Origin of the sequence: Butyrivibrio sp. AE3004 (assembly GCF_000703165.1) — a bacterium.
GTDB lineage: Bacteria > Bacillota > Clostridia > Lachnospirales > Lachnospiraceae > Butyrivibrio.
In genome coordinates, this window is record NZ_JNLQ01000002.1 from 2,714,137 (window position 1) to 2,739,527 (window position 25,391).

The window sequence follows — 25,391 nt, forward strand, 5'->3', positions numbered from 1 at the left end:
TCTTCTTTTTTACTTTAAACACTTCACAAATCGTGTATCAACACATTATCTGAGAACACTCTTACTTTGACGCAAGCTCAAGTGCTTCATCAATGTGAGCTGCAAAGTTCTCACGTCCAACCTTATCCACAAATCCATCCTTTTTCATGGTTCTCATAGGCTGCTCATTAACATGTGAGAAGATGAGGCGAACACCCTTCTTCTTGCAATCCTCATGAAGCATTTCAAGTGCTCTCATGGCTGTAGCATCAAGAGCAGGCACACTTCTCATTCTGATAACAAGGCACTTTGTAAATTCCTTGGTAGTGATGTTTGCAAGAGCATCTGCATCACCAAAGAACATGGGACCGTTTATCTCATATACACGAACGTGCTTGGGTACAATCTTAAGATCAATACTGTCAGGATCATGCTTGTTCAGATCATCGTCGTCGGGGTCAACATAAGTCCAGCTGCGAACCGATGACTCCTCGCTCATTCTCTTCATAAAAAGGAGACATGCAAGAACCATACCAACTTCGATTGCAACAACAAGGTCAAATACTACAGTGAGTACAAAAGTAGTAACAAGAACAATAATGTCACTCTTGGGAGCAGTCTTGCAAAGATGTGTAAAAGGTCTCCACTGACACATATTATAAGCAACCTGGAACAGAATCGCTGCTATTGTAGGCATAGGAATAAGTGCTGCATAAGGCATAAGAACCACAAGCACAAGCAAAAGAACAATTGAATGAACTATACCTGCGATAGGTGTTCTTCCTCCGTTTTTAATGTTAGCGGCAGTTCTCGCAATAGCACCTGTTGCGGGGATACCACCAAATAAAACAGAGCCGATGTTACCGCATCCCTGAGCTATAAGCTCCATGTTTGATCTGTGGTGTGAACCTATCATTCCGTCAGCTACAACAGCTGAAAGAAGTGATTCGATCGCTGCAAGAATTGCAATAGTAAAGCCGTTTGAGAAGGATCCTCTCACAAGCTTCCAGCTAAATACCGGAGCGTGGAATTTGGGAAGACCACCGTTTATTGTATAAAGGTCACCAATGGTGTTTACCTTAAGTCCCACTACCTTTACCATGATGATTCCCACGATTACGGCAATGAGTGATGCAGGAATCTTCTCAAAAAACTTAGGCCAGATAATGAGTACTGCCAGACAAACGACACCGACAATAACCGCCTGATAATTTATGGTCGAAATATTCTGAATAATAGCTTCTACCTTCTCGGTAGTTTCGATTGTCACGGTTCCCTTGGGGTATGTCAGTCCGAGGAAGTCCTTTATCTGTCCCACAAGTATTGTAACCGCAATGCCGGCCGTAAAGCCTGTTGTAATTGTATAAGGAATAAACTTGATAAGTGTTCCGAGTCTTAAAAGTCCCATTACAATAAGAAGAACACCGGCGATGATGGTCGCCATCATAAGTCCTTCCATTCCGTCCTTTGCAACGATACCTGCCACGATTGTTGCAAACGCTGCCGTAGGACCTGCTATCTGAACTCTGCTTCCACCCAGGAATGAAATGATAAATCCTGCAACAATTGCTGTGTAAAGACCTTCCTCCGGTCCAACCCCGGACGCAAGTGCAAGCGCAATTGACAGCGGAAGTGCAATGATCGCTACAATAATACCCGAAATAACGTCAGTAGTAAATTGTTTTGCCGTATACTTTTTTATTACGGAAAAAAGCATCGGCTTAATTTTGTCCTTTTTCATAATAAATCTCCCATAAAATCATATTTACAAAAAAACCGACAAAAATTATATCACAATTTTTTTACCGACAAAATTATTCATTTGTAGAATTCTTGAAGCTTATTGAGCTCTTCCTTGTACGCTTTTACCACAGAAGCGGGTGCGGTTATTTTTACAATCGTCCCAAGTCCAAACAGCCAGCCAAAGAATTGCTCACTGACTGCAACCTCTGTCCGCACATCAGACCATCCCTTCTTCTTTGATGGCTTTATTGAAATATCTTTTCCGAATCTGTCCAAAAGGATACCCACCGCCTCGTCTTTTACGGTGAGTGTCACAACTGTTCCTTCACCGCCAAACATTCCAAAAACTCTGTTCGTGTACGCCGCAAGGTCAAATGCCTTAAAGTGCTCTTTTCCTTCACGCTTCTCATCAAGAATGGCAATCTTATCCATCTTATCCACACGATAGTGCTTTATCTTACCACTCTCCGCATCAAAGGCTATAAGATAGTAGTTATCATCATTCCAGGTAAGGCGCCAGGGGCTTATGATATAGGTCTCATTTTTCTTTGGAACCAGCTTCTTTTCAGTATTCCAGGTCATGTATTTAAAGCTGATCTTCTTATTCTGAGCTATGGCATTATGAATTTCATCAACAGTGTAATATATGCTCTCATTCATTGTCTTTACACGACCCTGAACAGAAAGCTGTCTTTCAAGCTGGCTTGCCTCATAGGTGCTTGCAAGCGTAGTCAGTTTCTTTATTAAAGTATTTGATTTTTTCTCCGTTATGAATTTGAAGGACTGAATGGCATCAACCAGAAGCTTTAATTCCGCAAGTTCAAAACGCCTGCTGCCAATGTGATAAACAAAATATTTACCGGCCTTTTCACCGACAACGTCAAGACCGATTTCATTAAGCGCCTCTATATCCGTATAAATACTCTTTCTGTCGGCAGTAACACCATACTGCTCCAGACAATCAAGAATATCGGGCATAGTAAGCCCATGCTCATCATCAGTTTCTTCCAATAATATTTTTGCAAGATAATATAATTTCAGCTTCTGATTTGTTCCTTTTGGCATGGCAGTCCTCCTCATAATTATTCTCTTTTTATAGTAAACTTTTGTGTGATTTTTAGCAACACTCACTGAATACGTAAAATAACCCTGCAACCATTATTTTCATATATAAACAGAACCTCAAAGTCAGATTTTTATCCGACCTCGAGGTTCCAAAAGTCATATATTTTTCTTCTGTTTCAAAGAAAGAGCCATGCGGTTAATATTTATCAGAGAAGGTGTGCTCTAAGCTCTTCGCCGCTCTTATCTGAAAGGTATGCAGGCGGAATGTCCAGCATTGTCTTGCAGCCTGTCTGTCCCTCCTTCTGCATACGGAAAGCAGCCCTTGCTACAGCAACAAGTACGCTTGTTGTGAATTCCGGATTGGAATCAAGCTTTAAGCTGTACTCGATGATGTGGTTGTGCTCCTTGTCAGCTCCAGTCTTGCCGCTTCTGAATACAAAGCCGCCGTGAGCCATGCCGCTGTGGTTCTTAAGAAGCTCCTCTTCGCTGATAAAGTGAACTGTTGTGTCATAGTCAGCAAAGTAATTGGGCATCTCCTTGATTTCCTTTTCAACCTTGGCTGCGTCAGCGCCATCCTCAAGAACAACGAAGCATTCTCTTGTGTGCTTTTCTCTGGTTGTAAGTTCAGGATTCTTACCGCTTCTTACTGCCTCAAGTGCACTTTCCACAGGAATTGTGTACTGCTTTGCATTTTTTACGCCTTCAATTCTTCTGATAGCATCGGAATGTCCCTGAGATACACCCTTTCCCCAGAAGGTATAATCATTTCCGTCAGGAAGAATAGCATTTGAATAAACTCTCGCAAGTGAGAACATTCCGGGATCCCAGCCGCAGGAAATAACAGCGACTTTGCCTGCTGCCTTAGCCTTGTCATCAACATTTGCAAAGTGCTCAGGGATTCTTGCGTGAGTATCAAAGCTGTCAACAACATTGAAAAGTTTTGCGTACTTGGGTGTCTGCTTCGGAAGATCTGTTGCGCTTCCGCCGCAAAGGATCATAACATCTATCTTGTCCTTCCAGTCCTCAACTTCATTAACGGAAACTACAGGAACTCCCTCAGTCTTTATAGATAATGAAGCGGGGGCTCTTCTTGTGAAAACGGCAACAAGCTCCATATCCGGTGCTGCTTTAACTGCAAGCTCAACTCCCTTTCCAAGATTTCCATAGCCCAGTATTCCGATTCTAGTACTCATAATTCCTCCTTCTTTCTGCCATCCCCGTCCGTAGATGACAAGTCCGTTTCTAAACTCTTATAAAGCGCATTATACGCTCTTTTACCCATAAAAATCTACAGTTTTAATTATCTTCTTCCCAATTCAATAAAATACCCTCCTGCTCATCATTTAAAGCAAGAGGGTATTTAACTATTTTATATCATCTTATGTCATAAACACTTCTAAGTCTCAGCTTTGAAGTATCACCGGAAATCACATCCACTGTAGCCTCCCCGGCATTCATATCAAAATAGTTGTCTGTCAAGATCAGATCCTCATTTTCGTTTAGGATTTCAACCCCGCGAGCATAAGCATCAGCCTTGACAGTGATTTTTCCATCATGAACAGTTGCAGTAAGCTTAGGATCCTGATATTTAAAATACTTGGGCATTGTAAAGATAACCGTACCGGAAGAAACAACCTTACCGTCCACCTCTGCCTCATAGCTCACATATTGGCTGAATCTGTCAGCATCTGCAAAATCAACCTTCTCAGTCCAGGTACTTGTAAGAGCAGGAACATTTAAAGTACTGCTATCTTCACGAATAACCTTTCCCGAAGCATCTCGCAGCGCCCATCTAACGATAGCAGTAATATCCTTCCTGGTCTCGTTTGCCACATTGAATACCGCTTCCTGCTTAACCTCTCTGGGCAGCCAGTTAAGCGGAATTCCGCAGGTCATCTCGCCCTCTTCCTGACAGGATACCAGGATTGGTGCAAAGAATCTCTTTTCAGCATAATGCAAAGCCTTAAGCCTTCCGCAATAATCAACACTTGCCCAGGATGCTACCGGCCAGCAGTCGTTAAACTGCCATACAACAGCGCCCATGCAGCGTCCACGATTTCTTCTAAAGTGTTCCACCCCATATCTTATAGCATCAGCCTGAAGCATCTGGGATGCGTAGATAACAGTGCTAAAATCATTCGGATACAGATAGGTCTGCTGCATATAATTCATTATCTTTCCGTTAGCAGCTCCGTTTCTCTGATGTCTCTCCATGATATAAGAGAATACATTTTTATCGGCAGGGTCATCGGTGAAGCTCTCAACAGTCTTCTCTGCAGGGAAGGACTGGAATCCGAATTCCGAAAGGAATCTGAAATAGAACTTTCTGTACTCGGAGAAGGGCTGATTTCCGTGCCATACCTCCCAGTAATGAACGTCTCCCCTGTTTTCATCATTAGGCTCATCAAAACATCCGCCTGAAGAAGGTGATGCCGGCCAGTAATAAACATCAGGAGCATACTCCTTCATCATGTTTGGAATTATATACTCATACATGATGGTATAGTCGCGTTTCTCTGATTTCTTGGATACCCAGACGCCGTAATCCACGAACATCTCCATCTCATTGTTTCCGCACATAAGTCCAAGTGAAGCATGATGACGTATTCTCTTTAAATTATCCTCAAACTCAGCTGTAATATTATCCTCAAAATCAGGTGTAAGATCATAAACACCGCAGGCAAACATGAAGTCCTGCCATACAAGTATTCCGTACTCATCGCAGATGTCAAAGAACCAGTCATCCGGATAGTATCCGCCGCCCCATACTCTTATTGAGTTATAGTTTGCAAAAACAGCCTTATCAAGAAGCTTTCTTGTCACTTCGGGATTAACTCTTCCCAGAAGATGATCTTCCGGAATGTAATCAGCACCCATAGCAAATACCTTAACACCGTTTACAACAAAGCAGAATTCATTCCCCCACTCGTCTTTTTCAGTACTTACTGTACATGTGCGAAGACCGATTTTTCTCTCCCACACATCAAGCTCATTACCCTTTTCATCTGTGAGAACAACCTTCACATCATATAAAGGCTGCTTTCCATAACCATTTGGCCACCAGAGTTTCGGATTTTCTATTTTAATATCATCCAGAGTTTCTTCATTATATTCACATACCTTTCCGTCAGGATCGGTGATCCTTATCTTTACATTAAGTTCAAATTCCGAATTATCACCACAAGAGCATGAGTATTCCTCATCCACATCGATAATCTCAAATTCGAAATCAAGCCCAACTGTTCCGCTCTCGTTTCCATCCTTATCAATCTTCACATTTTCATGGTCCTGTCTTATAAGAACAGAGTCAAACCTCGCCTTGTTGAAGCAAAGAAGTGAAACAGGTCTGAAAATTCCCGCATCCGGAAGATGAGCGCCCCAGTCCCAGCCAAACATGCAGTGAGCTTTTCTAAGATGCACAAAGCCCTGCATGGCGTCTTCACTTCCCTTTGTGGGAGCCTTCTCATAAGCATCCTTAATATATTTTGTCGGAGAGTTAAAATACACTCTCAGTTCATTTTCATCCTCAAGCTCATCCTTGATATCGAATTCCCAGATTCTGTGCATGTTGTAGGTACTGCCCAGTTTCTTTCCGTTCAGGTAGATATCGGTGAGCGTATCAAGTCCGTCAAAATGAAGAAAAATATTATCATAGTCATCAGCATCAGACGGCTTTTTGAAGGTGCATATATACTCATAGTCATCATCCATAAGCTTAAGTGCCTTATCTTCATTGTCCTTCCAAAAGGGATCTTCCATCTCCCCTTCTCTTAGAAGGTCTGTATAAACCGTCCCCGGTACAACCGCATTTATGAACTTGTCATCAACAATTTTGTGGAGCTTCCAATTTTGATTAAGTAATATTCTTTCCATGCTCAATTCCTTCTCTTTTTTGTTTTTCTCTTTACAGTGTGAATTATTTAAATGCTACCCCATATAAAAAATAAAAATACTCTTTATATTATATAACTGTTTTTATATAGAGTAATTTCCTTATTTAATAAAAAAAGCTTCCACCAAATGATATTTTCCATATGGTGAAAGCTTTATAAGATAACAAACACTTCGTTAACCTTTGTGTGTTAACTCCTTTAATTTACAACTGTATCAAGATCCCACTTCTCATAGATCTTAGGTACGTCACTGATAAGTCTCTTTGTATAATCAGCCTGAGGATTGATGATAACCTCCTCAGCAGAACCCGATTCAACAAATTTACCATGCTCCATGATATAAACCTTATCTGAGATGTAATAAGCAAGTCCGATATCGTGTGTGATGAAAATGATAGTCATGTTTATCTCATCACGAAGCTTTAAGAGCATATCAAGGATTGTAGCTCTTGAGCAGGCATCGATCATGGATGTAGGCTCGTCGGCCATAAGGATCTTCGGCTTCAACAGGAAGATACGCGCGATCATAAGTCTCTGCATCTGTCCGCCCGAAAGCTCGAAAGGATACTTGTTTGTAAGTTCTGCATACTTTAAGTTTACGAAGCTGCAGGCCTCAGTTTTCATCTGTATCTTCTGCTCCTCAGGGAGATTTTTGAAACCTCTCATGTTTAAGCAGTCATCCAAAACCGCATCTATTTTATAGAAGATATTGTAGGATGAGAACGGATCCTGGAAAATAGGCTGTATATTTTTCCAATATTCCTTTTTCTTGGCATTTGTGCTTATATCACGGGGTTTTCCCTGATATTCGATTGTTCCTTCGGTTGTACTGATAAGACCGAGAAGCATCTTAGAAAGAGTTGTCTTTCCGCTTCCTGACTCACCAACGATTGAAATAATCTCGCCTTCGTTGAAATCGAAATCAACATGATCAACTGCCACTGTCTGAACTTTACCTACGCCAAACACCTTGGTAAGTCCCCTACCAGAGAGGCAAGGCTTCGGAGCCGGCTTTTTGTTATCAGTCGAATTCTGTTTCTGGCTCTGGTTTTGATTCGTTGCCATTTGAATATACCTCCCTAAGTTTTCTTACTGACATCAGGCAGCGATAGCATCTGCCGTTTTCAAATTCCTTTTCATCCGGTGCCATAGCGGTACATGTAGGAACCGCATATTTACATCTGGGTGCAAATCTGCATCCCTTCGGAGGATTCTTAAGGTTCGGAGGTGTTCCGGGCAGTGCTGTAAGATTGTGTGCCTTCATACCTTCCTCAGGAACGATGATTGATCCCATAAGACCCTTAGCATAAGGATGAATCGGGTCGAATACCATCTCCTTTGCTGTTCCCAGTTCTACGAACTGACCTGCATACATTACTGCTATGTCATCCGTTACGTTGTACAGAAGAGGAAGCTCATGTGTGATGAAAATCATGGACTTGATGTAGCCCTTTTCCATAAGCTGTCTCATCATTCTGATAACCATCTTCTGAGATGTAACGTCAAGAGCTGATGAAGGCTCATCCGCAATAAGTACCTTAGGTGAAAGGATCGTGGATATAGCAATAACGGTACGCTGTTTCATACCACCTGAAAGCTCAACCGCATGCTTTTCAAGAACTTCCTCCGGAAGACCGAGCTCTGCGAAACGCTCTCTTGCCATATCGTAGATTTCCTTTTTGGTCATCTTGATTCCGTGAGCATGGATAACATCCTCAATGAAACGGATGATCTTCTGTGTAGGGTTCAGAGCATTCATAGCAGCCTGAGGAATGTATGCGATCTCGTTACCAAGAATCTTTCTACGCACATCATCCGGCTTCATATTAGAAATTGTCTGACCGTCTACGATTATATCTCCGCTTATATAATGAAGCGGTGCGAAATAATATCCCATAAGAGAAAGTGCAAGTGTTGATTTACCACATCCGGATTCTCCGGCAATACCAAGTGATTTACCCTCTTCTACCTTAAGAGAAACACCATCAACCGCATACACATCCTCATGGAATCTGGTTATATATTTAGTTTTGAGGTTTTTTACCTCAAGCATTACTTTTCCCATAACTAACCTTTTCCTTTCATCAATCACGAAGCTGCGGGTTGAATACCTGATCCATTCCGGTGTTCATAAGGTTAAGTGAGAATGAAATCAGAGCTATCAAAATTACTACCGGGAAGTATGCCCACCATGAGCCGTTTAAGTGTGCTGAGTACTGCATTGCCCACTGCATCATAAGTCCCAGTGTAGCTGTCTTTGTTGTTGCAGGTCCAAGTCCTATCATTGAGAGCTGTGCTTCTGCAAGAATTCCTGAGGAAATCTGAAGGATCATAGCCATAACAACATAGGATGCAATGTAAGGAAGGATATCTGTAAAGATGATCCTGAACATGCTGTGACCTGAAAGCTTTGACAGGTTAACGTGATCGCGGTTTCTAAGTGATATTACCTGTGAACGAACTGAACGTGTTGTCCAGGGCCATGATGTAATACCGATGATTATACCAACCATTGCAATACCTCTTGCCTTATCACCTACTGAATAGGAAATGAGGATCAGGATTACGAAGGAAGGAATAACCGTAAACAGGTTTGTGATGAAAATGATAATATTATCAGCAAGTCCGCCCATATATCCTGCAAGAAGTCCAAGTAAAAGACCAATTGCAGTAGCGATAAGTCCTGCGAGAAGACCAATCTTTAAGGAAGACTTTGTAGCTGCAACAAGCTCTGTAAGAACGTCACGACCAAAGTTATCTGTTCCGAGCAGGAAGGTCTTTGTGGATACATCCTTCATATTTATATAATCTGTATCCTTAATAACCTTGCTCTGCTGAAGATTACCCTCTTCATCCTTTTCAGCTATGATGACACCCGAATCCTTCATTGCAGCTGTAATCTGGCTGTCTAATCTTCTGAGTGCTTTTCTCTTAGCTGTTGTAAGTCCCTTATACTTTGTATTCGGGTCATAATTTGCTTTCCACTGTTCTACAAGTGACTCAGCATTTGTTACATCAATTTCCGACTCTGCAACGCCTGCCTGCTTGATAAGGAAATCCTGAATACTTGCTCTTGTGTCTACATCGAGTACCATCTCAAGCTTTGAAAACTGCTTTGGTACCTGCAATGTATAGGTTTTTTCAAGTGCTGCCTCCTCAACCGATACGTAGGTACCCGGTTTAAAGAAGTTACCCTGACCTATCATCTGCAGCGGATCAGCAGTTACAAATATTGGATAGATCAGAACTGTAAGCAGTATGAACATAAATATAAAGAAGCCTAACAGGAATTTTCCGGAATGGAAAACTTGTTTTATTGTATTTTTCATTTTTCATTCCCTCCTTAATCCTGCTGGTTAGCCTTAACTCGAGGATCGATAACACCGTAGAGGAGTTCGACCGCAAGGTTGGCGATAAGTACCATGATTGTGATGATTAGTGTACAAGCTGAAAGCAGCGGATAATCCTGACCGTTTACAGCTGAAAGAAGTGTCATGCCAAGTCCGGGATAGGAGAATACCATCTCTGCAACAAGAGCACCACCCATCATTGTTCCGAGTGAAAGTGCAAGACCTGTGATCTGAGGAAGCATCGCGTTTCTGAACACATAGCCTACAATCTTACTGTCCTTGATACCAAGGAATCTTGAGTATTTTACGTAATCCGCATTTAACTCATATATTGACATTGATCGCATACCGATCGCCTGACCGCCGATCGTGATAAGAACGATTGACCAGAAAGGAAGCTGGTAGTGCGCGATAATCGATTTCATAAATGTCCAGCTCATATTCGGGATAAGATCATATCCGTAACCACCTGAGGAAGGAGCAATCTTAAGTTTAATTGCAAACAGATAAAGAAGAACTGTTGCCATACCGAATGCCGGGATATTTCCAATAAAGAGGAAGATAGGAAGGATTACCTTATCAAAAGCACCTTTGATATAAGCGGCAATCGCTCCGAGAATGTTTCCGAGGATCCATCCAACAATAATTGCGGGAAGCTGTAAGCAAACTGTCCACCATACAGCATTTGCGATTATATCGGAAACAGGTCTGGGATACTGGCTGAAGGAAACACCGAAGTCACCCTTAAGCGCGTTTCCAAGCCACATGAAGAACTGTTTGTACATCGGCTCATTGATACCGAATTTTGTAGCATAATCATTTAAAACCTTCTGGATAGCCGTTGAATCCGTCATACCACTTACTGCCTTTGATGCTATAGCGGAAACAGGATTTCCTGGCATCAGACGCGGCAGAATGAAGTTGAGGATTACGGCAAAGATCAGAGTCAGAAAATACCAGAACAGTTTCTGACCGTAATATTTTTTATAGCCTTTCAATTTGAAATACCTCCCTTCTGCAAATTTGCGCCGGTTAACTACTACTTTTATGTTGTTTTCACCCTATTTTAAAGCGCAAAAGGGGCTGTCGTTCCTGACAGCTCGCCTTTATCGGCGATTTTGCCAATAACGGCAGCCCCCAACACTTTAAATTACTTATTAAAAATCTGCTTATTATTCAACAAGCTCAAGCTCGTAAAGAGCTGCAATACCATAACCATCTGTGCAGTCTGTCGGAGGAATATTTCTTCCGTCATCAGCTGCAGGATAGTTTGTCCATACAGACTCGTTAACTGCGTAGAACAGTGTAGGACGATACATAAGAGCAACTGCAGGGCACTCATCAAGAAGGATTCTTGAAAGCTCTGTGTAGTACTCTTTAAGCTTAGCTTCGTCTGTCTCAGCCGGTAAAGCTTCGAGGATCTTCTCAGCGTCATCGTTCATGTAGTGACCAAAGTTACCACTCCAGTTAGATGCAAGCTTTGCATACTCTTCTGAGAAGTAGAACATTCCCTTTGAGTAAGGGTTCATAACACCTGCGCCGGGTGTTGACCACATGCAGATATCGAAGTTGCAGGTTGTCATATCATCATAGAATGAAGAAGCTTCAGGGAAGTATGTCTGGATATCAATACCAATCTTCTCACCTGCTGCTGCAACGATTTCCATTGAAGCGTTCCAGTCTGACCATCCTGTAGGGCACTCAGCCTTGAAGGAAAGGTTCTTGCCGTTGTACTCACGGATTCCATCTCCATCAGTATCCTTGATACCTGCTTCGTCAAGAAGTGCATTAGCGCCGTCAACGTCTGCGTTCTTCCACTGAAGATCTGCAATAGCATCGAAATCTACATATTTTCTCTCGCCGTCTGTAGGTCCTACAACTGATCTCGGATACTCGTCAAATGTAGGTGACTGGCCTGACATAGCGGATGCAATGATCTGCTCATAGTCAACTGCCATAGCAATTGCACGACGAACTTCTTTCTGGTCAAGTCCTTCTCTCTCTGTGTTGAAGAACATTGAAGGCATTACTTCGCATGCGCCATAAGGTGCATCATCGAGCCATGTGGAAATCGGAAGCTGATCCTCTAACCAAAGGTTCTGAACATCTGTGATGAACTGCTGACATACGTCAACTTCGCCCTGTGAAAGAGCAACCTGTCCGGCTGCATTGTCCTTATAAATTGTATGAGCGATATACTTCGGAACTGGAAGTTTGCCCCACATTGAAGATGCCTGTCCCCAATAATTATCATCTCTCTGAAGAACAGCCTTCTGATCGTTAGAGATATAAGGAGCATAAGGACCTGTATGTACAAGATCTTCCATTGTATCCTGCTTAACCTTATCAGCATCCTCGCCGTTTCTCTCTTCTACAGTCTGCAGATAAGCTTTCTGCATCATGTACATTGTGTTCAGCATTGATGTAACCTTAAGAGGGTTAATAGCCTTGCCGCCTTCAACCTTAGCCTTGATAAGTACTGTTGCATCATCTACAGCTTCTACTGAATCGATGTATGTAGAGAAGTCAGCACCCTGTGAAGACTGATACTTAACATGTGTATCATATGTGTACGCTACATCTTCAGCTGTAAAAGCAGAACCATCGCTCCACTTTGCGTCAGTATTAAGCTTTACTGTAAGTTCTGTCTGATCATCATTCCATTCGTACTCTGATCCAAGAAGGGGATAGAGCTTACCGTCAAGAGCGTTGAACATGAAAAGTGTCTCATAAACAAGTTCACGGGCAGATTCATTAGCTGAAAGTGCAAGACCGTTGTTTGAGTTTGCTGACATAGGATTCCAGTCATTGATTGTTCCCCACTGCTGACCAGCCTCGTAAAGAGTCTCGTTTCTGGGTGTTGATTCACCGTCTGCAGCAGCTGTATCTTCAGTTGCTTCCTCAGTTGTCTCTTCTTCAGCAGCCTCTTCTGTAGTTTCTTCAGCTGCTTCTTCTGTTTTCTCCTCAGCTGCAGGAGCTTCTTCTGTTGTAGAAGTTTCCTCTGTTGCTGCCGGAGCCTCTGTTGTTGTACCACTGTTTGATCCGTCGCCACATCCTGCAAGCATGGAAAGTGATAATGCGGATACGCACAGAAGTGACATTACCTTCTGTAAGTTCTTTTTCATAACTTACCTCCCTTTCGTTTTGTCGTTTGAGTTGTAACTCATAATTTGATAATAGAATTTTAATAAAATGTTCATAATTGTTTATATCAAAAATTCCACATCCATAAAAAAATATCCACTTTTGTTCACTTTTCACATTTAATCGTAATTTAACTAGATATATTGTGTCACTTTTAACAATGAAAACTTGCGTTGTTCACAAAAATTGCTCAATTAATTTGTTTTTTCTTTCATATTAATGTAAACTTTTATTGGTATTTTTCTTACTAATTTATGAATGATTTGGGAGCGTTTGGGACGTTTTGAGGGGACAAGGTAGATTTTTTATGCAGACAAACACATCTTTGGTGAAATGGAGGTTGGAGAGTTATTATCAGGAAAAGAAGATTCCCATCTGGTTTTTCGACCAGAATCTTGATGTAGCTTTTACCAACTTTTCTACTGCTGCAATTCTGAACCTTTTTGAGTGTGTGCGCCCTCTTGCGAGGAATTTTTTGCTTGCACATTCTATAGAAGGTTATCATCTGAATCTGGACAATCCTTATGTAATGTACTTCGAATTTTCATATGCAACCGGCAAACATAATGCATATACAATGATTATCGGCCCGGTTCTTACGATCAATCCCACGGAAAAAGTATGGCCCGAGCTCAATTTCAGCGGTAATCTGTTTGCAGAGCAAAAACGTATATTATCTCGCGCTCTTCCCGTGATGGATGTTGAGGATTTTAAGCTGGAGATAACCAATTTCCTAAAACAGGTAATAGAAGTGGCTCCGCCTACCTTTGAAACAGAGAGCATTTCTGCTGTCATCGAAAAATATTCACAGGATACCAATGAATTCGATAACGATGCGGTAGATGCAGACAAGATCGACATCTCCGATATTGCTGAAATCTGCAGACTCGAGGACCTTTTCCAGGTATATGTTTCCAATGGAAATACATATCAGTTGTATTCCATGTTCAAGGACGAGCATGCCTCTGAAGTATTGTTTCCCAACAAAGCCTCGGTACAGGCCTGCAAGGTAAGAGCAGCAGAACTCCTTACCCTGGCAAGGATCGCATCCCATGAAAGCGGCAATGATAGCGTCTCCTGTTACAGCCGCTTTCAGAAATTTTCAGCAAAGCTAATTAATGCAAAAAGCTATGAAAACATATCACGGATTGTGGAAAGATGTGCTATCGAATACGCCCGCAACACACATGATATGAACAAATATACAAGTGATTCGTATTCACCCATGACCAACAAATGCATCCAGCGCATAATCGAGCGTCTGCCCGATAAGATAAGCCTTGACGAACTTGCAAAGGAGCTTCACATTTCAGCGAAATATCTTTCTGCACTGTTCAATAAGGAAACAGGCTCTTCCATCACTGATTTCATGCAGGATCTAAGAGTAAGTGAAGCTAAGCATCTGTTATCAAACACTGAGCTTTCATATCTTGAAATAAGTACACTCTTAAACTTCAGCTCACAGAGCTATTTTAACTGTATCTTCAAGAAAAAGACGGGAGTTACTCCCAAGGAATATAGAGAGCAGGCACTTCAAAAAAGTGCAATAAGCAATTAAAACGCCTTTCCATTAGCCTGAAACGGTCCGCAACCTCTAAGAGGCTGCGGACCGTAACGGGCTATTTTAATGCCTTCTTTATCTCTTCTATAACAATCTGCAATGCTTTAATTCTGGCATACTTCTTGTCAACAGACTCAAGCACATGCCATGGAGCAAAAGTAGTGCTGGTCTTGGCAATCATTTCATCAATTGCGACCTCATATTGATCCCACTTCTCCCGGTTTCTCCAGTCTTCATCGTTAATCTTCCACTGCTTCTCCGGAGTATTTTGCCTGTCTGTAAAACGTGACAACTGCGTATCCTTATCAATCTGAACCCAGAACTTTATAATTACTGCTCCCCAGTCGGAAAGCTCCTTCTCGAATTCATTTATCTCATTGTAGGCTCTCTGCCAGTCATTTTCAGAACAGAACCCCTCAAGGCGCTCAACCATTACACGACCGTACCAGGTTCTGTCAAAAATAGTAATATGACCGGTCTTAGGAAGCCTTGTCCAGAATCTCCAAAGATAATGCCTTGCCTTCTCATGCGGCTCAGGGCTTGCGATAGGCTCAACCACGTAATCTCTCGGATCAAGAGCCGCTGTTACCCTCTTTATGTTTCCGCCCTTTCCTGCAGCATCCCAGCCCTCATAGGCGATAATAACAGGAATCTTCTTTCTGTAAACCTTCTTACCAAGCTCCCTGAGTTCCTTCTGAAGAGCCTTAAGCTGAATCTTATACTCCTCATCCGTAAGGAACTTGTCGCTTAGCGTAATATCCGAAAGCTTCGGCAATTTTTCCATAGGAAAAGTATTCTGCAAAATAGGGACATTTAGCGAATGGTTCTTTAAAGCAGTATCTATGCCCTGATTAAGGTACTGCAATACCTGAAGTTCTGCATACTTTTTATCTCTCGCATCTATAATATACCAGGGTGCCCTTGACTGGTTGGTGTCATTTAAGTATCTGTCATAGACTTCACGAATATCATCATACTTCTTATTCTGCTTAATATCAGCATCCGTAACGCGCCAGCTGGTATCCTTGCTGCTAAGGAGGCTTTCAAGGCGCTCCTTCTGCTCCTTCTTGGATATATTCATGAAAAACTTCACCACAAGGTACCCATTGTCGCAAAGCTGCCTCTCAATTACATTTATAGACTTCACCCTGTTCACATAGGTTTCTTCATCAATTTTTCCCTGAAGAACCCCATCCATTATCTCTTCCATCCAACAGGTATCAAAAAACCTGAACTTACCCGCCTCCGGAATTTCCTTAATATATCTGTAAAGGAAAGGATATCTCTTATCTTCGTCGCTTGGCTCCTGATCAAGTGTTGCCACCTTGAAAAATCTGGGGTCAATATTCCTTATGACTTTACCGATAACTGCGCCTTTTCCTGCAGCATTCCAGCCTTCGAAGAGAACCATAACCGGAAGACCGGCTTCTTTAATCTTCATCTGAGAATTAAAAAGCCTGGCACGCTCTTCCTTCAACTTTGCTTTCAGTTCTTCCTCATCCGGTATCTCACTTACAACAAAATCCTTAAGCATATGGCCTCCTTTTTTGTAATGTAGTTTTTCTCGCTAAGCGATATGGTAGTTCTGCTCTCGCATTCGCTCGCCAGAACTAAGTAGTACACTAAGCTCGTGAAAAACCTCGCTAAGTGATTACTTAAAAAAAACACCGTATATGCTAATAATAGCATACACGGTGTCATCATAATCTTGTTTATAAAAGTTTAATATTCCGTTTTTAAGCTCTCTTTTCTTCGTCATCAACGTTATTGAAGCTTACTCCGCGGTTGATATCGCCTTTATAGTTCTCACCGAAATTGTAATCATTTCCGGGAAGAATAGCATTGAGCGCTATACCGAAAATAGCTGCAAGTGCAAGAGAAGTAAGTGTTATTGAAGTAGCTCCCACTGTGAATGTAAGTCCGTCTGAGAAGCCAAGTCCTGTTACAAGTATAACTGCTGCAACGATAAGATTTCTTGACTTTGTGAAATCAACCTTGTTCTCAACTACGTTTCTTACACCGATTGCTGAGATCATTCCGTAAAGCACAAAGCTTATTCCACCGATTATAGCTGTCGGCATTGTTCCGATAACATCGGTAATCTTGGGAATGAAGCTGATAACAATAGCATAAACCGCTGCAAGTCTTACCACCTTGGGGTCATATACTTTTGATAACTCAAGAACACCTGTATTTTCTCCGTAGGTCGTGTTAGCAGGTCCGCCGAACATTCCCGCAAGTGCTGTTGCAAGGCCGTCACCCCAAAGAGTTCTGTGAAGGCCCGGATCTTCAAGGAAGTTATTGCCGGTAGTTGCTGAAATTGCTGAAATGTCACCAACATGCTCCATCATGGTAGCAAGTGCGATAGGTGCCATTACGAGAATAGCTGTAAGATCAAACTTTGCGATCACAAAAGGCGGAAGTCCTACCCAGCTTGCTTGGGCAATAGGCTCAAAGTTCAGGATCGCACTTCCATCCACATTTGTAAAACCTGCAAGATGCATAACCAGCGCTACCACATAAGAGATCACAACACCCATAAGAATAGGAATGATTTTCCACATTCCCTTACCCCAGATGTTGAAAATGATTACAACAGCAAGGGCAATTATAGCAAGGAACGGATTAACAGATGCATTGCTGACTGCTGAAGGTGCAAGTGAAAGCCCGATGCAGATAATGATAGGACCTGTTACAACAGGCGGCAAAAAGTGCATTACCTTCTTTACACCAACCAGTTTTATAAATAATGAAAGAACCAGGTACAGAAGACCCGCAACCACTATGCCTCCGCAAGCGTAGGGAAGCTTTTCTCCATAAGTCATGTCAGCAAACTTACCGGCCTTAAGCTCTGCTACTGTTGCAAATCCGCCAAGGAACGCAAAGGATGAACCCAGAAATGCAGGAACCTTCATCTTTGCAAACAAATGGAACAAAATCGTACCAATACCTGCAAAGAACAGAGTTACCTGAACTGAAAGGCCCTCCCCGTGAAAATAGCTGTTTACCAATATCGGCACAAGAATTGTTGCACCAAACATCGCAAACATGTGCTGCAGTCCCAGAATCGCCATCTTACGAGGGCCAAGCGTGGACGCATCATAAATCGCCTTACCTTTTTCTCCCATTTCATTCTCCTCCTATTAAATGCACATAATCAACAAACTCCATTAACTCTGATAATTCCTCGTTAATTGGTTTTGCTAAAAAAATGGCTCCAAAGGGTTATGCCCTTGAAGCCCTAATGATTATAGCATGCTTATATTTGTATTAAAAGATTAAAATTCCACTATTAATATCAGAAACTGATAAGTCCCAAAACTGATGCCACGGAGCTGAACAGAATAATGATAACAAACAGCGGGCAAAGGTAACGGATCATAAATCCGAAAATAATTCTCCTTCCGAAAGGATGCCCATCAAGCATAACTTCCTCTTCAATCTTCTCAACTCCCATATGGTAAACAACAAGGATGCATGTAGCAAATGCTGCTATAGGCATCATTACTGAATTGGTAAGGAAATCGAAGAAATCAAGGAACTGCATCTTGAATATAGTCACATTCGAAAGCGGTCCGTTTCCAAGAGATGAAAGACTTCCAAGGATTATCATGATAACTCCCATGATAACCGTTCCTCTCCTTCTGCTCCACTTAAACTCATCAGCAAAGGTTGAAACCGCACTCTCAGTAAGAGCAATTGCACTTGTAAGTGCAGCGAACAAAACCAGTGCGAAGAACAAAATACCGATCACTCTTCCAAATCCCATGCTTGCAAAAATCTGAGGCATGGTAATGAACATAAGTGAAGGACCTGCGTTAAGCGTCTTTGGATCTCCGTTTGAAAAAGCAAAGACAGCAGGAATTATCATAAGACTCGCAAGTATAGCGATGGCTGTATCAAAAAATTCCACCTGTTTTGTTGAATTTTCAATGCTTACTTCCCTTTTAACATAAGAACCAAACGTTATTAAAATACCCATAGCAATTGATAATGAGTAGAACATCTGCCCCATTGCTGAAACAACTGTCATCCATGAAAAGTGCTTAAAATCAGGAACAAGCATATACTTAACTCCGGCAAGTGCACCGGGGCGTGTTACTGAATAAATGCAGATGATAATAGCCAGCACAACCAGTATCGGCATCATGAATTTAGAAACCTTCTCAATACCGTTTTGTACTCCCATAAAGATTACAGCAAGTACCATAACAGTAAAAATGATAAACCAGATTTCTGATGCAAAACCATCTGTTATAAATCCTGTAAAGAATGAAGCATCTGCTATTTCATTTACATCACTTCTGAAATATTCAAACAGATATTTACAAACCCATCCACCGATAACCGAATAATATGGAACAATCAGCATGGGAATAATTGCATTAATCCATCCGCCAAGCCTCATGGCATTAGTCTGACCAAGATTTCTGAAAGCACCCACAGGGCTCTTCTTAGTGGTGCGACCAATCGCTGTCTCAGCAATGATCATCGTATATCCAAAGGTAAGAGCCAAAAGAATATACACCAGAAGGAACATTCCTCCACCATACTTTGCACAGAGATATGGAAATCTCCAAATGTTACCAAGTCCTACCGATGCTCCTGCAGCAGCAAGGACAAATCCGATTTTTCCGGAAAATGAACTGCGATGTTCGTGTCCCAAAATAAAAACCTCCCACAAATTCAATAATAATTCCGAATGCAATTGAATAATCGCAATTCAGACCCTTTATTATATCAAAAAATCATATTGTTGTTTACATAATTTTTCTACTTGATAAACACCACTTTGCTGACTATGATTAATTTAAATGGGGGAAATCATGTATGTATCTTAATAAAACACGCCACTATCTTTCAAAATCAATTTTGCTTGTAGCGATGCTCAAGATACTTGTGACTTTTTTTATCTCCCTGTTCCGCTTTTTCATGCGGGAGGTCTCATCAATATCGCCCGATATGATGGATAGTTCCTACTGGATGATCCAGATAGCAGGTTCCATAGTAAATATAATCGGAACAGCTGCTATTTTTTATCATGCATGGACACTCCTCAATCGCGATATCTCAAAAATCCCCAAGGAAGACAGAGAAGCCATGCGCCTTCTTCAGATAGAATATAACAGCAGTAACCTTCCTGATCTCACCGCTTCGTCAATAAGTAAACTTCTACAGCTCTGGACCGTAATCTTCATCGGTTCGGAGATGCTCTATATGTTTGCATCCATTATGTACAAGCGCTTCATCAGAACTCTGTCTGCCATGCTTGCCATCACACCGGACAGCTCTCATAATCTGTTTATCCTTTTCTATAATATGACACACGGATTTAAATATCTGGAAATTCTGACTGCTATTCTTCTCGGCGTTGTAACAACGGGAATCTTTCTAAAGGACAATTACCTAAAGCTCATGTCCCTTACAATCGTCGTTCTATTCCTGCTTGCATTTGCTCTTTTCCAGATGCAGACCATCCTCTTTATGGGAAAGGAAATAGGCATTGTCTGGACCTCTGTTATCTATCACTTCACAGAAACCGCAGGACTCGCAGGATTCTCGTTTTATTTATCCAGAAAATATAAAGGTCTGTAACTACATTTCAAAAAACTGAGAATTCAAATAATAATGACTTCTTGTGATCAAAATAAGGAAAATTCCCACAAGAACCTATAATTTCAAGAATACAAAATGTATGGAGCATATCACTAATATTACAGTGATGGCTCTTTTATTTTGTCAATATTTAAACAACTATAGATTATTATAAATTTCAATGCATATTTACTATTTTTTCTGTATATATACACCTTATTATGCGTGTTATTCACAATATATTTTATTATCTTATAAACTATTTCATCTTTTTATTAAATTATTAATGACAATTATTCACAAATATGATATCGTTTCATTACAATTTATATACAGATTGACGGATATTATTACAGAGGGGGTTACCGTTTGTCTGGCAAAGATTTAAGGAGGGTATAAAAAATATGAAAAAAGCAACCGGCAAACGCCTAAAAAGAGCTCTTACCGTGCTGATGTCTGTTACATTAACAGCTTCCGGCGCCGGTATTATGCCTGATTCAGGGCTAAGAGTTATGGCAGAAAACGCACCCACTGTTATCTCAGACGAGCAAGTATCTAAGCTAACAGCAGATGCATCCTACAACCGTACCAGTGTTCATGACCCATCCATTGTTTATGACTCTGATACCGGAACCTATTACGTGTTCGGCTCACATCTCGCAGTTTCAAAATCAACAGATCTGATGAACTGGACATCCATCTATACCGATGACCCATCATCCGGCATTTTCGTAGAAAGTTACAATGAAGAGTTTAAACATAACAACAATGAAGGTGAATACGTACCAGGTTTAAACTCTATAAAGACAGAGCAGATAACCATAATTCCTGAAAAGAATAATTCAGAGAATGCTGAAAGTATATCAGGCAGCATAGTTTTGCGGAGTGAAATTAACGGGAATGAATTTTCTGACATTGATGTTTCTGAGAATGAAGCTATTGAGGATACTGAAAACAACAAGAATGCAACTGAAAATGTTATACCCGGAAGCAGTGCAGATAGCTCTGAAATCAATGAATCAGGTGAGAACGAAATCTCAGAGGTAAATAAATCCGACGAGTCTGAAAACTCAGAGATAAATAAGTCCGGTGAGCCTAAAAGCTCAGATACAAAAGGCAAAGATGCAACTGAAAATGAAGCAGCTGAAAATGGCACCAACACCGATGATAATAAGTCTTCAGCCATGGATGATGCAAAAAGCACTGAATCAACTGCCAAAGCTGATGATGGTAATTACGATAATGCATCCAAAAAGACTGACAGCAATTTAGATTCAACAGCCGAAGATGCTTATACCAATTCCGGTTCCGCACCCGAAAACGATGTCAACAATAATTCGAAGGCTCCTGAAACATCTGATGTTTTAGCAGTATCTTCCCCTGAGGACAATGATGCTGCACCTATAACAGCTGAAAACGGCATAGAATACAAATTTGCCAATTACGACATCGCCAAATGGATTTCCGGCAACTCCGTAAAAGGTAATATGTGGGCACCCGATGTAATCTATAACGAAAGCCTTGGAAAATGGTGCATGTACCTTAGTTTAAACGGACCTACCTGGAATTCAGCCATAGTCCTTCTTACATCTGATAATATAGAAGGTCCCTATGACTATGTTGGACCTGTTGTCTTTTCAGGTTTTTCCACAGCAGATTCCTCAAAAAGCTTCAAGAATACCGATCTTGAATTTGTAACAGGAGAGCTCGAAGAACTTCCCGCCCGTTACGACCATATAAGAGATAAGAGCTGGGGAGATTACCTGCCCCATGCCATCGACCCGGCTGTTTTCTATGATGAAGACGGCAAGCTCTGGATGGTATATGGCTCATGGTCAGGCGGAATATATGTACTTGAGCTTGATGAGAACACAGGTCTTAGAGATTATACCGTTAACTATCCTCTAAGCTACGAAAAAGACGAATCAGTAAAAGATTACGGAAAATCAATTTTGTCAGATCCGTATTTTGGAACAAAGATCGCAGGTGGCTACTATGTATCAGGCGAAGGCCCCTACATCGAGCATATAGGTGACTATTACTACCTGTTCATTTCTTACGGATTTTACTCTCCCGAGGGCGGCTACAACATGAGAGTCTTCAGAAGCAAGACACCGAACGGCCCCTATGTTGACGAAAATGGAACAAGTGCCATATTTGACAAATACATACTTAACTACAGCCCTACAGATAAGAATAACAACCGCGGCGAAAAAATTGTAGGCAACTATCAATGGCCTTCCATGAGCAAAGCAGAAATAGCTCAGGGACATAACTCAGCCATAGCTGCCAACGATGGCAAGATTTACCTCATCTACCACACAAAATTCAACGACGGAACAGCTTCTCATGAAGTAAGAGTCCACCAGATGTTTGTAAACGAAGATGGCTGGCTTGTTGCAGCCCCCTACGAATACGCAGGTGAAACCATCTCTGCCACAGGCTATGACACAAATGAAATAGCCGGTGAATACGGTCTTATCACTCATGATTTTCAGATGAACTACGGAGATCTTGCATATAATACACCAGAAGATATTGTCCTTAATCCTGATGGTACAATAACAGGCGCAGTAACAGGTACCTGGAAAATTGCGGATAACAGCTCAAACTGCACCATCACCATTGAAGGAACCGAATACAAAGGAGTATTTGTGACGCAGAACCTCACAGGTTCAAACATCCCTGTAATGACCTTCACAGCAGTATCAAAGGACGGACTTTCAATCTGGGGTTCAGGGAAAATATCAGACGAAGGCGCTGTTGCCATGACAGCTGCAAGCGGCACATTCGGAGCACCTTCATCAACCTTTGGTTCAATAAGCCTTCCTTCAACAGGTCTTTACGATACACAGATAACATGGACATCCAAAAACAAAGACATTATTGCTGATGACGGAACAGTCACACCGGTTACAACACCAACAGATGTAGTAATGACCCAGACAATTGCCAAAGGTAATTACAGCTATTCAAAGAACTATACCATTACAGTCAAGCCTCTTTCACAGAACGAGACCGACTCCCTTATCGTAGGAGAATACTTCAAAGATGAAGAAATTGATTTAAGTTCGGCCCTGGTAAATAAAATATCAGTACCTAATCCGTTTAATAAAAACAGCTCTGCAGGATTAAATCTCTCAGGTGGTGTAAAAATCTCCTTTGACACTAAGAGCACCGGCAATATTAACACTCTCAGCGCAATTCTTTCATTTATGGGCAACGGCGGTGATAACGGAAGAATGTATTTCACCTCAGGTTCATACCTTGGCTACAACGCAGGCGGTTCATGGTACGATGCAAATCTGAATAATTATACACTTGTAAAAGATTACATAGGTAAATCCGCTCACGTGGACATTATCCTTACCGCAACTAACTTTGAAGTATATGTAGACAACCAGCTTTGCTATGACAAAGCTATTATTGAAACAGAAAACGGTGCAGGAACACTTACTGACCACACAGATGTACTTAAATGGCTGTATAACAGCGCAGATACACTATATTTCGGATCAGGTTCATGGTGGAGTGACGCAGCAAACAACACGATAAGTAACGTTGTACTTACAGTCAATCCCATCGACCCTAAAGTTGACCTTTCAGAAAAAGAATCAGGCACACCCAAGGAAGACGAACCCAAAAACTCCGAAGCAGATGAAGTTACTTACACAAAAGACAAAGTGGAATTAACCTCCAACAGTTTCCTTGCAGAAGAAGAAAATCCTTTCCACGGAAAGAATCTGAAAAAAGTAATACTGAAATATACAATAAACATTGATCCCACATCACCCAAAAACGGATGGGACGGCATTTTCAGCTTCTTCAAATCCTCCACGGGAGGCAGGGTATCCATGCAGACCAATCCTTATCTGTGCTACAACTCTGATGGATGGATGGACATAAACCAGCCCGGTGAGTCTGCTGATAACATGATTACAAAAATGGAAGCAGGAAAGCCATACGACGTTGTCGTAACCATAAGCACCGACGGGATAGAAATGACCGTAAGCGGCAACCCTGTTAATTGCAGCATCAACGGCTCAACAACAAGCTATGAAAAAATACTTAAGACAATTTCAGAAGCTGACAAGCTCACCTTCGGAGTAGGCCTTGCATCAACCTCCTACTGGAATACGGAAATATGTACTCTTTCTCACATTGAATTTACGTCAGTCAAAGACAAGGCTGAAGAAGGAACTAAGGAAGAAGAAAAAGATCCGGCACAAGAGCCCAATGAAAAAGAGGACACTCCCAAAGAAGGCGAAGATACTCCTAAGCAAAATGAAGACACTCCTAAAGGAAACGAGGATTCTCCTAAAGAAACTACAGATACCCCTAAGGGAAACGAAGATGCTCCTAAAGAAAATGCAGACACTCCCAAAGGAACTGAAGATACTCCTAAAGTGAGCGAAGATACTTCCAAGAAGGATGAGAAATCAGAAAAATCCTCAGCTGAGAAAAATGAGGATTCAAAGGCAAAAGAAACAACACCCGCAAGCAAAGTTGAGACTTCCGCACCTGTCGCCGTTACCGGAATTAAGCTTAATAAATCCAAAATAAAGATCGGCCGAGGCGGTTCATATCAGCTCACAGCTACTGTCCTTCCATCCGATGCAACTGTACCTGATGTAGAATTTTCAAGCAGTAACACAAAAATCGCCACTGTAACAAGCACAGGCCTTATTAAAGCAAAGAAGAACGGTAAATGCACAATCACTGCAAAATCCAAGGACGGTAATTTCACAGCAAAATGCAGCATAACCGTCAAGGATCCTGTACGCGTTACCAAAGTGAAGCTAAACAAGTCCAAAAAGACCTTAAAACTTGGAAAATCATTTACACTTAAAGCAAAAGTTAAACCCACTAACGCAACAATAAAAGATGTTACCTGGTCTACAAGTAACAAAAAAATCGCAAAGGTTGATGCAAACGGAAATGTCATTGCCACCGGCAAAGGCACCGCAACCATCACCGCAAAAACCAAAGACGGCTCTTACACTGCTACCTGCAAGATCACGGTAAAATAAGCATTCTATTTAAATTATAAAGGTTCCCGCT

At 41.5% G+C, this 25,391-nt stretch carries 15 protein-coding genes; 3 read left to right on the forward strand and 12 right to left on the reverse strand.

Annotation, left to right across the window (positions count from 1 at the left end; translation table 11 throughout):
* Positions 1-61: 61 nt before the first annotated feature.
* The 9 genes from BV60_RS0114725 to BV60_RS0114765 all read right to left on the reverse strand — a co-directional run bounded on the left by BV60_RS0114725 (position 62) and on the right by BV60_RS0114765 (position 13,155).
* A complete protein-coding gene (locus tag BV60_RS0114725) occupies positions 62-1,720 on the reverse strand; it encodes a SulP family inorganic anion transporter (protein WP_029322941.1) in 1,659 nt (552 codons plus the stop codon).
* A 77-nt stretch (positions 1,721-1,797) separates the two neighbouring features.
* The gene (locus tag BV60_RS0114730; RefSeq protein ID WP_029322943.1) at positions 1,798-2,787 is read right to left on the reverse strand and encodes a helix-turn-helix transcriptional regulator; all 990 of its coding nucleotides are present in this window, start codon (positions 2,785-2,787) and stop codon (positions 1,798-1,800) included.
* A gap of 206 nt (positions 2,788-2,993) precedes the next feature.
* Entirely contained in the window at positions 2,994-3,980 is a 987-nt protein-coding gene (locus tag BV60_RS0114735; RefSeq protein ID WP_029322945.1) for a diaminopimelate dehydrogenase, read from the reverse strand.
* Between the two features lie 181 nt (positions 3,981-4,161).
* The gene (locus tag BV60_RS0114740; RefSeq protein ID WP_029322946.1) at positions 4,162-6,660 is read right to left on the reverse strand and encodes a beta-mannosidase; all 2,499 of its coding nucleotides are present in this window, start codon (positions 6,658-6,660) and stop codon (positions 4,162-4,164) included.
* 218 nt (positions 6,661-6,878) lie between these two features.
* On the reverse strand, positions 6,879-7,745 hold the full coding sequence (locus BV60_RS0114745) for an ABC transporter ATP-binding protein (protein ID WP_081846709.1): 867 nt from the start codon (positions 7,743-7,745) through the stop codon (positions 6,879-6,881).
* Positions 7,702-8,745, reverse strand: a complete 1,044-nt coding sequence (locus tag BV60_RS0114750; RefSeq protein ID WP_029322950.1) for an ABC transporter ATP-binding protein — start codon at positions 8,743-8,745, stop codon at positions 7,702-7,704. Before BV60_RS0114750 ends, BV60_RS0114745 begins: the two co-directional genes overlap by 44 nt.
* Before the next feature lie 19 nt (positions 8,746-8,764).
* Entirely contained in the window at positions 8,765-10,009 is a 1,245-nt protein-coding gene (locus BV60_RS0114755) for an ABC transporter permease (protein WP_029322952.1), read from the reverse strand.
* A 14-nt stretch (positions 10,010-10,023) separates the two neighbouring features.
* On the reverse strand, positions 10,024-11,028 hold the full coding sequence (locus BV60_RS0114760; RefSeq protein ID WP_029322954.1) for an ABC transporter permease: 1,005 nt from the start codon (positions 11,026-11,028) through the stop codon (positions 10,024-10,026).
* 174 nt (positions 11,029-11,202) lie between these two features.
* A complete protein-coding gene (locus BV60_RS0114765) occupies positions 11,203-13,155 on the reverse strand; it encodes an ABC transporter substrate-binding protein (protein ID WP_029322956.1) in 1,953 nt (650 codons plus the stop codon).
* Between the two features lie 326 nt (positions 13,156-13,481).
* On the opposite strand from BV60_RS0114765, the gene BV60_RS22195 reads away from it, so the two are divergent.
* A complete protein-coding gene (locus BV60_RS22195; RefSeq protein ID WP_029322958.1) occupies positions 13,482-14,732 on the forward strand; it encodes an AraC family transcriptional regulator in 1,251 nt (416 codons plus the stop codon).
* 61 nt (positions 14,733-14,793) lie between these two features.
* Here the strand turns inward: BV60_RS22195 and pap are convergent, their stop codons facing one another.
* The 3 genes from pap to BV60_RS0114785 form a co-directional block, all read right to left on the reverse strand.
* Positions 14,794-16,269, reverse strand: coding sequence for a polyphosphate:AMP phosphotransferase (gene pap, locus BV60_RS0114775; protein WP_029322959.1), 1,476 nt, complete (start codon positions 16,267-16,269; stop codon positions 14,794-14,796).
* A gap of 202 nt (positions 16,270-16,471) precedes the next feature.
* Positions 16,472-17,863 carry a uracil-xanthine permease family protein gene (locus BV60_RS0114780; RefSeq protein WP_029322960.1) on the reverse strand — a complete coding sequence of 464 codons (1,392 nt, stop codon included), beginning with the start codon at positions 17,861-17,863 and terminating at the stop codon, positions 16,472-16,474.
* Between the two features lie 170 nt (positions 17,864-18,033).
* Positions 18,034-19,401, reverse strand: a complete 1,368-nt coding sequence (locus tag BV60_RS0114785) for a sodium-dependent transporter (protein ID WP_029322962.1) — start codon at positions 19,399-19,401, stop codon at positions 18,034-18,036.
* Positions 19,402-19,565: 164 nt separating this feature from the next.
* On the opposite strand from BV60_RS0114785, the gene BV60_RS0114790 reads away from it, so the two are divergent.
* Complete coding sequence (locus BV60_RS0114790) at positions 19,566-20,330, forward strand: hypothetical protein (protein WP_029322964.1); 765 nt, start codon at positions 19,566-19,568, stop codon at positions 20,328-20,330.
* A gap of 404 nt (positions 20,331-20,734) precedes the next feature.
* A complete protein-coding gene (locus tag BV60_RS22200; RefSeq protein WP_051656769.1) occupies positions 20,735-25,360 on the forward strand; it encodes an Ig-like domain-containing protein in 4,626 nt (1,541 codons plus the stop codon).
* Positions 25,361-25,391 lie beyond the last annotated feature (31 nt).